Here is a 12352-nt window from a genome sequence, read left to right on the forward strand (position 1 = left end):
TTCGTTTTATTCCATGGATAGCCGCCCCACGCGGTCATGGTAGACCCTCATATACTACTTATTAGGGTTTCCCATGTAAAGATATAATTCATGGCTATCATTGAAATCGCCACTCGGGGTACTGTCGTCACCGTCCAGCATGGGCTGCTGTCCATTGGCGGGACGACGGTCAACCTGGACGATCTGGACTTGATCCTGGCCCAGGTGCCCGCCGTGACCTTCACCGGCGAAGCCCTGGCCTTGCTGGGACGCGCAGGGATCGAACTGCTGATTTGCGATCACCGGCACACCCCGGTTTCCAGCCTGGGACCGCTGGTCGGCGGCCATGTGCAATCGGCGCGCTTGTTGCGCTTGCAGGCCACCTTGAACCCGCGCAAGAAACAGGCCCTGTGGCGAGAGATCGTGCGGGTCAAGATCCGCAATCAGGCGGCCCTGTTGGAGTCTTCCCGTCACAAGGAGGCGCGCCTGTTGAAACTGGCGGATGCTGTGACGGCGGGCGATCCGGAAAACAGGGAAGCCCAGGCCGCCCGCCTCTACTGGCCCAAACTGTTCGGCGCGGCTTTTCGGCGCCATGCCGAGGACGACACCAACGCTCTGCTGAATTTCGGCTATGCGGTGCTGCGCGGGCAGATCGGACGGCATCTGCATGCCACGGGTCTGCACCGATCCTTGGGGATTCACCACGACAATGCCGAAAATGACGGCAATCTGGCCGATGATCTGATCGAGCCCTATCGCCCATTGGTGGATGCCTTGGTCCTGGATCTCGTCGGACGCGGCATCCCCCTCGACCCGTCGGCGAAAAGCGCCTTGGGTGGTCTGGGGGACTGGCCGGTGCGCCATGGAGGGCAATGGATCACCTGCCGCACATCGACGCAGCTCTTCTGCCAGTCGTTGAAAGCCATTTTGGAAAAGCGGGCCAGCCGATTGAGTTTGCCCACACAGATCGGGAGCGCGGACGATGCCCGGAGGTTGGCGAAAAGTGTGGATTCTGGTATTTTATGATCTCCCCGTCGTGGCGGAAAAGGAGCGCAAGGCCGCGACCCATTTCCACAAGTTCCTGCTCAAGGAAGGGTTCGACCGGATTCATTATTCGATCTATGGTCGATTCTGTGGCTCCATGGAACGGGCCCAGACCTTCGAGCGGCGGGTCGAAAAAGCGGTGCCCGAGCGGGGCTCGGTCTGCCTCCTGAAACTGACCGATCGGCAAATGGTCAACATGCGGCGCTGGGTCCGAGGTGGATACGGCACCCTCGACTCGGCGGATTTCAACCCGCCGGAACAGTACAGACTCTTCTGAAAGGCCCGAATTCTGCCAGCAAAAACCCCGATATACCCTTCTTTCTCAAGGGGATATCGGGGGTATCAGTCTACCATAACCGCGTGGGGCGGGGCCATGGAACAAGGTCCCCCACATAGAAAGAGTTGCTATCAGTCTACCATAACCGCGTGGGGCGGGGCCATGGAACCGGCGGCGGGCCGGACTACCGAAACGGATGAGTCTACCATAACCGCGTGGGGCGGGGCCATGGAACTAGGTGCTGCGGAAGTGTCAAGCCTGACAAAGTCTACCATAACCGCGTGGGGCGGGGCCATGGAACCGTGCGGCAGGGAGATCCAATACGGCTCTTAGAGCGGGATGAATTTAGGTTGGTCCATATCCGGCGTTTCTGACGAGGTTGGCGCATTCCTGCGGCGGGAAGGCATCGAGTAGCCTTCCGATGGCCTCGCAGAGCGCATCGACGGTGCGCGCGGCCTCCTTGCGCAGCAGATGCTTGAGTTTGGCAAAGACCTGCTCGATGGGGTTCAGGTCGGGGGAGTATTTCGGCAGGAAGAACAGCTTGGCACCCGCGCCTCGGATGAGGCGGCGGATGGCTTCGCCCTTGTGGCTGCCGAGATTGTCCATGACCACGATATCGCCGGGCTTGAGGGTGGGGATGAGCACCTTCTCGACATAGACCCGGAAGCGTTCGCCATTGATCGGCCCGTCGAGAACCCAGGGCGCCTCAATGCGGTCGTGGCGGAGCGCGGCGAGGAAGGTCATGGTTTTCCAGTGGCCATACGGCACCTTGGCGTCGAGCCTTTGGCCGACCGGCGCCCATCCCCGGAGCGGCGCCATGTTGGTCTTGGTCCAGGTTTCGTCGATGAAGACTAGGCGATCAATGGCCACCCGGTCCTGATACGCCTTCCACTGTTCACGCTTACGCGCCACGTCGGGCCGATCCTGTTCCCTGGGAAGGACGCTTTTTTTTGAAACTCAGTTTTTCGGCATGCACGAATTCCCAGACGCTGCGGTAGTCGACCATCACCTTGCGCTCGGCCAGTTCCGCCACCAACCCACGCAACGTGAAGTCCTTCTCCTTGCACCGCTGGATAAGCCAATCACGGTGTTCTCCTCGGATTGTCTTCGGCCGGTTCCCTCCCATCTTGTCGGGCGCAACACTGCCCGTCTCGCGGAAACGGGTCACCCAGCGGATGACCGAACTGACACCAACGGCAAACCGCGCCGCGGCCTGGTGCCGAGAGAGGCCGCCTTCCTCAACGGCGGCGACCACACGCTCGCGGAGATCGTTCGAATAGGGTTTCGTCATCCATACTGGCCTCCTTTTCCAGCCAGTATGTTGAATCAGAATTGCGAGACTTTGGGAATCCCCTTTCGATTCACTCCGGCTTCATCCCGCTCTAGTCTACCATAACCGCGTGGGGCGGGGCCATGGAACCTCGTAGGTGACTTTTACGCGGGCAACCAAGTCTACCATAACCGCGTGGGGCGGGGCCATGGAACCTGGGAGCGCGGGGATACTCGACCGCCTGTAGTCTACCATAACCGCGTGGGGCGGGGCCATGGAACCTTCGGCTCAGACGACCATCGCCGCCCTGGAGTCTACCATAACCGCGTGGGGCGGGGCCATGGAACCGGACGCCCTTGGAGGTACGTTCCGCAATAGTCTACCATAACCGCGTGGGGCGGGGCCATGGAACTATGGTGCTCACCGATCTGCTGGTCGACAAAGTCTACCATAACCGCGTGGGGCGGGGCCATGGAACCCACGGCCTGTTAGACGATGCCACATTCCGAGTCTACCATAACCGCGTGGGGCGGGGCCATGGAACGAGCGCCCCATAGCGGTCCGTGCAAGGCTCAGTCTACCATAACCGCGTGGGGCGGGGCCATGGAACAGCGCCAAGAGTACGGCCTAGCCGCTCAAAGTCTACCATAACCGCGTGGGGCGGGGCCATGGAACGCAGACGGCATTCGCGGACTTTAAGGCTTAAGTCTACCATAACCGCGTGGGGCGGGGCCATGGAACGTAATCAATCGTTACGCTTTCCACGCGCTCAGTCTACCATAACCGCGTGGGGCGGGGCCATGGAACCCACAGCGTCATAGCCGTTCGCGCACCCTAGTCTACCATAACCGCGTGGGGCGGGGCCATGGAAGGGCAGGACTACGTGATTTCCTTGACCCGCAATCGCCCCAGAATCGAGATGCTTGCCGGTTGTATCTTGGCCTTTCGCAAACCTTCCGCAGAGGCAAACTTGTAGCCCTCATCCCCATTCAGATTGATGCCGGGGAATAGCTTTTGAACGCTTGGAGCCGGTTTTTTTCCGGTTCCATATCGGACCGGCCAAACGTAGATTCGACCATTTTTCACCATCTTCTTCACTCGAAACACCTTCTCAGGGTGTGCGTCGGGCCAATAGATCAGATCGTCCCGGGAAAACGCCATCAACCGTTTGGCGTCCGGTCCAAACGGCTGCGGGTCGGCGGATTTGGTCGCCACCGCGTGGCGGGTGATGACCCGCGCCTGCCATTTGATTTTGCCATTGCGTTGGGGGACTTCCCAGACCTCGTAGACCTCGTTGCCGCCAGGCTTGGCGATGCCGCGCGGCAGGGCGATCAGGCCCGGTTTCACCGGGTCGCCGCGCAGGCTGTTGCCGGTCATGCCGCGCGGCCCCCAACACTTGTCAGCGGCCGTGAGGCGGCAAAGCTCGGCGTATCCGGCCTCCGGATGGGCCTGCGCCAGTTCGTCCATCCGCTTTTCAAAGCGTTGGCGCATGCGGTCGCTGGCGAATTTTTCCACCGCCTTGCGGGCCTTGGCATCATCGGTGAACAGGGTGGCGGCCTTGTGCCGGAGCACCAGATAGGCCCCCTCCCCGTCTTTTTCCCGGCGCAGACCGTAGACCATCGCCTCATGCAGCGCCCCCTCGCCCGTTCGATTATGCATCGGTCGCAGGGAAGGCCACAGCCGATCAAACCGGCGGATCACCTGCGCCCGATACCCCGGGAATGGCTCCGGCAGATCCACTTCGTCTGGGTCCGGCAGGGTATCGCTGCCGTGGCGGGCGCTCTGGCTGTTGGCCCAGCGGATCAGGCCGCGGTCGGTCACCGCGATCACCGCCGCATCGATGAAGTGGCTGCGATGGTCGCCCCGCCACTTGGGCAGGTCCCAGGCGCGCCGCAGCCAGCCGGTCAGCCGCCCCTTGGTCGCCACGACGTCGTCCGCCACATGCAACAGGTACTGCCGGGCCACCTTGGCGATGTAACTGGTATCGGTTTCCTGTCGGGGTGCCCAGCCGTCGCCTTCCTCGAAATCCTCGGCCAGCTTCACCGCCTTGTCACCAAACCGCCAGGCCAGAGCCTTGTGATCGAGCTTGCCCAGGTTGCGCAGAAAGTCCTCAATGGCTTGCAGGGCTGCCGGAGAGTTCCCGAAGGCCTCCCTGGGGGTTTGATTGCCCTTGGCCCGGTTCGATTCCGATGTACAGAGCACCATGTTGTTGAAGCTGTCGCGACCGCCCCGCGACAGGGGAATGATATGATCCACCTCGTAGGCGTCGGTCAGCAAGTCCGCCGCCCCGATGGGACGGCCGGAATAGGGACACAGCCCCCTCTGGCGCTTGGCGAGGCGGAAGCGGATGCGCTGCTCCCGCCGGTTGGCCAATTCCCCGGCACCGCTGGCTTTCAGTTCGGCATCAATGGTCTCGTTTTCCTTTTCCCGTTGGCGCTGCTCGCTGAGAATCTTGCCTCGCTCCTCGGCCCCCGCCTTGAGATCGCGGGTGGTCTCCACCACCACAAGGCGCGGCCGGCCGCCGTAGCGCTTGAGCAACTCATTGACCACCTTGGCAATTTCGTTCATTGCGATATGCACCGAGACATTGCCAATCCGCCCGTATCGCCTGGTGGGGTCCTGCTCCGCAGGATCCCCCGTTCCGCCAATGCCCGTATCGGCGAGGATGCTGGCATAATAGGGCAGGCTCTCAAGTTTCTCCTTCGGACGTTGATCGCTGTGATGTACCCCGGTGCCATTCAGAATCGCCACGTGATGCGGAATGCCGGGACCACTCGCCGCCACCACGTCCCGCGCCGCCCTGACCGACAGATTCAAGCGACCGGACGGCAGTTCGAATTGCAGCACATCGGCGATGATTTCCGCCGTGTTTCGATCCACTCCCACATGCCCGTTGGGGTCGATCAGAAAGGCGATCAGGTCGGCACGCTTCGGACGGTGTTCCAGCATCGCCTCCATCAGCCGATCCCTGTCCTCCAGAGTCAGACGCGGCCAGGCAGGAATCAGCGGCCGCAACAGAGTATCGGTGACATGGCCCTCGCAGCCCCTGGCCGCCCGCTTGCCCCCCTGGGCGGCGGTCTCGACGGTGAATTTCGTGCCGCGCCTCCAGCCCAGGGCGGCCCGCAACTTGGACCATTCCACCCGTCGATTGGATTGCATGTACTCCAGCGCCACGGCGTATTCTGCCGCATTCAGGGGTCGGTCGAAGCCTTCCGGCCCGTCGGGCGTACGCAGATTGGCGAGATTTTGTCGCACCAGATAAGCCTGTGCCGACGGCATTAGTCGGTGCGCCCGATGTTCCTCGGGGTAAAAGGTGCAATGCCCCCCATCCACCCAGCGCAGAGGACGTTGCTCGAAGATCAAGGCCTCCACCGCGTCCCAGTCCAGGGCCTTGAAGCGTTGGGACTGGATCGCGCGGATCAGGGCGAATTCTTCGCGCAACAGGCTACGGGTGGGGGCATAGCCCTGGTCTTCGAAGGCCTCCCCATAGCGCATCCGCACCGGGCGCCCGGCCGCATGGTCCACGGCCAGCAATTCTCCCACCGTGCGCACCTTGGCATCGGCCATGCGCTGTCGCAGGACTGCCTCGGCCCCAAGCCAGTACCCGGCCCCCTGCTCTTCCTCGTCGGACTCGGTCGAAGCGCTCGCTTCGCCGCCGCGCTGCTGAATCCGGTTGCTCATGAATCCCCGGTGTTTGGACATGTGGGCCAGCAACCGCCAGAGTTCCGTTTCCATCAGCGGCCCGTCGAGCGCCCGTATCCGCAAACCATGCACGTCTGAATTATCCGGTCCCTGAGGGGGCACGATCCCGCCCTGACGCAATAATTTTTCAAGTTCACGGCGCCGCCAGACCTTGCCACGCGGCAACCGGCGGGCGCGGCGCTTGAGGCCCCGCTCGCGATGCCAGGAGGTTTGTTTTTCCGGGTCCCGGCCACTATCGAACAGCCGCACGCCGCCGGCCAGGAGCCCACCGGCCATGGGCTTTTCCGCCGCCGGATCGCAGGCGAATGCCGCCCACCCCAGACTGTCCGTCCCGACGTCCAGACCCAACATCCAGTTCCTCCGCATGCCCCCACTCCTATGAAGCCACTCGCAAATCTATTTTTTATACTACGATAATGCCCCCAGCCACGAGAAACCACAACCTTAATAACATATTGATTATCTGATTCCATCTAAAAACGCGCCCAGGCCGCCAACTTGCCCGTGTGCAACAGATATGCAATGATAGGAGCCGTGCTCATGCATTTCTTGATCGCTGGGGGGGGACGGCAAGGATGCCTCAAGAGGACCCGGATTCATTGCCCGAGAGCCGGGCCGAACTCATAAAGCTCCGTCGCCGGGCCGAGGATCTGCTGGGGGTCGAGGAACACCCCTTCGAGGACATGCCCCCCAATGACATTCGGGCACTGGTGCATGACCTGCGGGTCCATCAGATCGAGTTGGAAATGCAGAATGATGAGCTGCGCAATACCCAGCAGATCTTGAACAGCACCCGTCAGGAAATCGTCCATTCCCGCGACCAGTTCATGCATCTCTACAACAACGCCCCGGTGGGCTACCTCACGGTGGATGACAACAGCCTGATCCATCAGTGCAACGACACCTTTCTGAATTTTTTATCGCTCGAACACAAAGACGTCATAGGACGTTCCCTGGCCGCCTTTATCGACCCCAGGGATCGGGACTCCTTCATCGCCCGCTACCGCGCCTTCTACAAGCAACCGGACAACAAGAACCTGGAGGTCCGCCTGCGCCCGCCCCGGGGAAACCCGGTCTGCGTGGAACTGGAAGGCCGACGGGACATGGACATCGAGACGTCGGAGAGCACCGAACAGGACCGGGCTCTGGTCATTGTGCATGACATTGAAAAACGCAAGCAGGTCGAAATCCAACTGGCCGCCGCCCTGGCACGGGTCCAGGCCTCGAACAACGAGCTGCAACAATTCGCCTATGCCGTCTCCCACGACCTCCGCGAACCGTTGCGGATGATTACCCAGTATTTGCAGTTGATCGAAAGCCGCTATGCCCCGTTGCTGGATGAGAAGGGGCACCAATTCTTCGCCTTCGCCACCGACGGGGCCCAACGGATGAACCGCATGATCGAGGATATCCTCGATTTTTCCAGGATCAATCAACAGTCGCCCCAGATGTCCATGGTGGACCTGAATCAGGTCTTCGCCGAGGCGACCCAAAACCTCAAGGCGGCCATCGGCGAACGGACCGCCGAATTGACGGTCGGCGATCTGCCCTTCGTTCGCGGTTGCCATGCCGAACTGGTAGGATTGTTCCAGAACCTGATCGGCAATGCCTTGAAATACTGCCCGCCCATCCGCATTCCGTCCATCCACATCGAGGCTCAGGCGGTCGAGAACATGAACGAATGGCTGATTTCCGTGGCCGACAACGGAATCGGCATCGCCCCTGAATTCCGCGAACGGGTGTTCGAGATTTTCCAGCGGCTGCACTCGCGGGAGCAATACGAAGGGACCGGGATCGGTCTGGCCCTTTGTCGAAAAATCGTCGAGCATCATGGGGGGCGCATTTGGGTCGATGCCCCGGCCCCCCAGGGCAGCACGTTCTACTTCACCCTGTCCGCATCGTAACCACCACGGCCCGGCGCTTTCCCCAGGTCCGCCTGTTTCCTGCATACAGGGAACACAGAACTCTCACGCATACGTGAAGCGCTGTTAATTGCGACCATTTCACAGTTGCTCCATCATCATTCCATCGAATGTCCCATTAAGGCTCGCAAGTGACCGCCCATCACCCTTTTGCACAGTGAGGAAAGACCCATGTTGAAACAGACCCTGACCGCTACCGCCCTGGGTGTTGCCGCCCTCGGCGTCGCCGCCTCCGCCAACCTGCTGCCCACCGCCCAGGCCAAGATGCCGGTGCAGGTGGCCTATTGCAGCCCTTGCGCCGCAAAAAGCCCGTGCAGCCCCTGTGCCGCCAAGAACCCCTGCGCCGCCAAGCATCCGTGCAGCCCCTGCGCCGCCAAGACCCCCTGCGCGGCGAGCAATCCCTGTGCGGCCAAAAACCCCTGTGCGGCCAAGAACCCCTGTGCCGCGAAAAACCCCTGCAAGCCCATGTAATTGCGGGTTCCAGCCGCGCATGGATCGGGCCGGGTCAAACCGGTCCGATTTTTTTCCTTCGTTGAGTCAAAGCGAAAGGGGCGGAGGAAACCTGCCGCCCCTTTTCCGTGAAATTGAAACCCGACGTCTTACAGCGCGGCCTTGCGCGCCCGGCGACGGGCGAAGCCCAACCCGGCCAGACCGACACCCAACAGCGTCAGGGAAGCGGGCTCGGGGACGGCGGCCGTCCCGTAGGTGAGATTGTCAATGATCAAATAGGAAGCCGTCTGGCTGAAGGCCACCGTGGTCAGCGCGATGTCCGAAATGATACCGAAAAACCCGGAGCTGGCCGACGCCGTGAACCCCTCGAGAACCGGAAGCGCGCCGTAGTTGCAGCACGACGGATTGGCAAAGTCGAACCCGAACCCGTTGGTCGGGGTGTCAAAGGTGAAGGTGTGTACCCCCTGATAGGTCCACATATAGGAATTGTCAAAGCCCAGGCCGGCATTGTTGCCACAGCCCCCATGGTTGATACAGCCATACATGCTGCCCGACCAATCGTAGTCGGGGCGGGCTTCGAAGCCATGGGAATAGGCGGTAATGCCATTCAGGGAATCAACCGTGTACGACTGCATCGCCGCCTCGAATGCGCCGCGGTCCGAGTAGGTCACGACAGCGGCATTGCCAATCGACGAAAAAAAGAGAAATCCAAGTGCAGCCAGCAGGACGGAGAATTTCATTTTTTTGTTTCCTTTTTTGACAGAAATGAGCACCTGAATAGCGAATATGCAAACGTCACGCCAATTGCCAACAAAATATCTATTCCACTGAAATCAAATTGTTTTTTTGCGCCTGAAAAGGGCGGGTATATTAAAAACTATCCTAAAGCGTAAAGATTTATGACACTTTTGGATCTCGCCGATAGAGTCCTTTCCAGCGGAATTCTTGCTAGACTGAACCCCACGGCGATTCGAGTTGAAAGGAGCCTTCATGGATCTCACCGGCCTGCCTCGCGACCGGCTGGAGCGCATGGCCCAGGCTGCGGCGCGGATCGAGGAATGCACAAGGGTTCTGCGCAAATCGGACGACAACATCGTCGGCGAAGTGCTGCGGGGACAGGGCACCTTTTACGAATACGACCACTATCCATCGGGGGATGTGTTCGACCCGTCCAGCCACAGCCAATATTACTACCATGCCCACCGGTCCGGAGAGCACGGCCATTTCCACACCTTTTTGCGCGGCGACGGCATCCCCGCCGGAATCGCGCCGGTGGCCCAGAGCCACGCCGACTATATGGACGAGCGGGAAGATCACCTATGCCATCTGATCGCCATTTCCATGGACCATGCCGGGTTTCCCATCGGCCTGTTCACCACCAACCGCTGGGTCACCGCCGAAAACTGGTATGCCGCGCCGGATGTGCTGACCCTGATCGAGCGTTTCGAGATGGACCTGGTGCCGCCGTCCTGGCCGGTCAATATCTGGATCACCGCCATGGTGCAGCTGTTCCAGCCGCAAATTGCCCAATTGATCCAACAACGGGACAAAACCCTGCAAGCCTGGCAGAACGACCACAAGCGGATTGATGCCTTCGAGGATCGCGGCCTGGAAATCATTTCCGAAATGCCCATATCGGTCACTGAACAGCGCGACAAGATCGCCGAGGCGCTGGCGCGGATATGAAATCGGATTTATAACTCGCCCATGACACAAAACCCTCCCCGGATCGGGCTGGTCAGCCTCGGCTGCCCCAAAGCGCTGGTCGATTCCGAACGCATCATGACCCGCCTGCGGGCCGAGGGCTACGGTATTGCCGACGACTATGACGGGGCCGATCTGGTGATCGTCAACACCTGCGGCTTCCTCGACAGCGCCAAGGCGGAAAGCCTGGAGGCCATCGGCGAAGCGTTGACGGAAAACGGTCGCGTGGTGGTCACCGGCTGCATGGGAGTCGACCCGGCAGCCCTGCGCCATGCCCATCCCGGCATCCTGGCCATCAGCGGCCCGCAACAATACGAGGCGGTGGTCCAGGCGGTGCATGACGCCCTGCCGCCGCCGCACGATCCCTATCAGGATCTGGTACCCGCCGCCGGACTGAAGCTGACGCCGCGCCATTATGCCTATCTGAAAATCTCCGAGGGCTGCGGCCATGGCTGCACCTTCTGCATCATCCCCGACATTCGCGGCCCGCTGGTCAGCCGTCCGGCGGGCGAGATTTTGGCCGAGGCCGAGGCCCTGGCCATTGCCGGGGTCAAGGAACTGCTGATCGTCTCCCAGGATACCGGGGCCTATGGTCTGGACCTCCAGCACGCGGCCAGCCCCTGGGCCGGCGGCCATCTGCGCGCCCATGTGACCGATCTGGCCCGCGCCCTGGGACAGTTGGGGATTTGGGTGCGGCTGCATTACATCTACCCCTATCCCCATGTGGATCAGCTCATTCCGCTGATGGAGGAAGGGCTGATCCTGCCCTATCTGGACATTCCGTTCCAACATGCCAACCCGCGCGTACTCAAGGCCATGCGCCGCCCCGCCCAGGGCGACAAGATCCTCAACCGGATCGCCAAATGGCGGCGGACCTGCCCCGACCTGACCCTGCGCTCGACCTTCATTGTCGGATTCCCCGGCGAGACGGAATCCGAGTTCGAAGACCTGCTGGACTGGCTGGAGGAAGCGCAACTGGACCGGGTCGGCTGCTTCAAATACGAGCCGGTCGCGGGGGCCAAGGCCAACGCCCTGGCCGACCACGTGGACGAGGACGAGGCCGAGGAACGCTGGCACCGCCTGATGGAACTGCAAAGGCAAATCAGCGCCGAACGCATGGCCGCCAAGATCGGCAAAACCGTCGATGTGCTGATAGATGTGGTCGACGAGAACGGCGCCCAGGGCCGCACCGCCGCCGACGCCCCGGAAATCGACGGCTGCTTCCACCTGGATGGCGCCAGCGGATTACAACCGGGCGACCTGATCAAAGCCACCATTGACGGGGCGGATGACTATGATTTGTGGGGGCATCCCGCGTAAATTCGTTTACCCCAACCCATAGGCTCCCTTGGCCCAGCCCCACCAGGGCTTGGCTTCTTCGGCGGTCCAGGCGGGGCCGTGGCCGCTGAACATCACCGTATCGGCGGGCACCTCGCGCAACAGGGTGTCGATGGAGCGGCCGAGGGTCGGGCCGCTGCCGCCCGGCAGGTCGGTACGGCCGACCCCCTGGGCGAACAGGGTGTCGCCGGTGAAGGCAAAGCCGTCGAACAGGAACACCACGCCGCCCGGCGTATGGCCCGGGGTCTCGATGACCTTGATCGCCGCCCCGCCCAGAGTCAGATGCGGTTTTGCGTCAAACCAAGTGCAATCGAACCGGCCCTGATAGCCGCGCATTCCGAAGGACCCGGCCAGCGCTGGGCCGCGCTCGATGACTGGCTTTTCCGCCGTATGCACGTGGCATGGCCCTTTGATGGCCCGCTGCAATTCATCCACCCCGCTCACATGGTCCGGGTGACCATGGGTCAACAGAATCTGTCCCAGCGTCCCGCCCGCGTCTTGCACCGGCCCGAGAAAGTTCACGGCGGCGCAGCCGGGGTCGATGGCCGCCGTGTCGCCGCTCGGGACATGGCGGACCAGATAGCCGTTCTCGTAAAACGGCGGATCGCCGACGATGAAAGTAACCTGCCAATCGCCAAAGAGGTGGGTTTCGTTATCGCTCATGTT

At 61.5% G+C, this 12352-nt stretch carries 10 protein-coding genes and 1 CRISPR repeat array; of the genes, 6 read left to right on the plus strand and 4 right to left on the minus strand.

Annotation, left to right across the window (positions count from 1 at the left end):
- The first annotated feature begins 90 nt into the window (after positions 1–90).
- Together cas1 and cas2 are read left to right on the plus strand one after the other, a co-directional pair.
- Entirely contained in the window at positions 91–1005 is a 915-nt protein-coding gene (gene cas1 / locus ACYQ1P_RS00240; protein WP_460018372.1) for a type II CRISPR-associated endonuclease Cas1, read from the plus strand.
- A complete protein-coding gene (gene cas2, locus ACYQ1P_RS00245; protein WP_460018373.1) occupies positions 983–1300 on the plus strand; it encodes a CRISPR-associated endonuclease Cas2 in 318 nt (105 codons plus the stop codon). Before cas1 ends, cas2 begins: the two co-directional genes overlap by 23 nt.
- Before the next feature lie 345 nt (positions 1301–1645).
- Here cas2 and ACYQ1P_RS00250 read toward each other — a convergent pair.
- Together ACYQ1P_RS00250 and cas9 are read right to left on the minus strand one after the other, a co-directional pair.
- A protein-coding gene (locus tag ACYQ1P_RS00250) for an IS630 family transposase (RefSeq protein WP_460018340.1) occupies positions 1646–2591 on the minus strand; the annotation gives its coding sequence in 2 pieces (ribosomal slippage) (positions 1646–2251 and positions 2253–2591; 945 coding nt in all).
- Between the two features lie 93 nt (positions 2592–2684).
- Positions 2685–3442: direct repeats of the CRISPR family, unit length 36 nt; unit sequence AGTCTACCATAACCGCGTGGGGCGGGGCCATGGAAC.
- Between the two features lie 7 nt (positions 3443–3449).
- Positions 3450–6623, minus strand: a complete 3174-nt coding sequence (gene cas9, locus ACYQ1P_RS00255; protein ID WP_460018374.1) for a type II CRISPR RNA-guided endonuclease Cas9 — start codon at positions 6621–6623, stop codon at positions 3450–3452.
- 224 nt (positions 6624–6847) lie between these two features.
- Here cas9 and ACYQ1P_RS00260 point away from each other — a divergent pair, with 224 nt between their 5' ends.
- Both ACYQ1P_RS00260 and ACYQ1P_RS00265 read left to right on the plus strand, forming a co-directional pair.
- A complete protein-coding gene (locus ACYQ1P_RS00260) occupies positions 6848–8176 on the plus strand; it encodes a sensor histidine kinase (RefSeq protein WP_460018375.1) in 1329 nt (442 codons plus the stop codon).
- A 189-nt stretch (positions 8177–8365) separates the two neighbouring features.
- A complete protein-coding gene (locus ACYQ1P_RS00265; RefSeq protein WP_460018376.1) occupies positions 8366–8665 on the plus strand; it encodes a hypothetical protein in 300 nt (99 codons plus the stop codon).
- A gap of 128 nt (positions 8666–8793) precedes the next feature.
- Here the strand turns inward: ACYQ1P_RS00265 and ACYQ1P_RS00270 are convergent, their stop codons facing one another.
- Positions 8794–9384 carry a PEP-CTERM sorting domain-containing protein gene (locus ACYQ1P_RS00270; RefSeq protein WP_460018377.1) on the minus strand — a complete coding sequence of 197 codons (591 nt, stop codon included), beginning with the start codon at positions 9382–9384 and terminating at the stop codon, positions 8794–8796.
- A 250-nt stretch (positions 9385–9634) separates the two neighbouring features.
- Between ACYQ1P_RS00270 and ACYQ1P_RS00275 the strand changes: the two genes are divergently transcribed.
- Both ACYQ1P_RS00275 and rimO read left to right on the plus strand, forming a co-directional pair.
- Complete coding sequence (locus tag ACYQ1P_RS00275) at positions 9635–10330, plus strand: DUF6969 family protein (RefSeq protein WP_460018378.1); 696 nt, start codon at positions 9635–9637, stop codon at positions 10328–10330.
- 21 nt (positions 10331–10351) lie between these two features.
- Positions 10352–11668 carry a 30S ribosomal protein S12 methylthiotransferase RimO gene (gene rimO / locus ACYQ1P_RS00280; RefSeq protein WP_460018379.1) on the plus strand — a complete coding sequence of 439 codons (1317 nt, stop codon included), beginning with the start codon at positions 10352–10354 and terminating at the stop codon, positions 11666–11668.
- A gap of 6 nt (positions 11669–11674) precedes the next feature.
- Here the strand turns inward: rimO and ACYQ1P_RS00285 are convergent, their stop codons facing one another.
- The gene (locus ACYQ1P_RS00285; RefSeq protein ID WP_460018380.1) at positions 11675–12349 is read right to left on the minus strand and encodes an MBL fold metallo-hydrolase; all 675 of its coding nucleotides are present in this window, start codon (positions 12347–12349) and stop codon (positions 11675–11677) included.
- Positions 12350–12352: the final 3 nt, after the last annotated feature.

This window comes from Magnetospira thiophila (genome assembly GCF_054657015.1).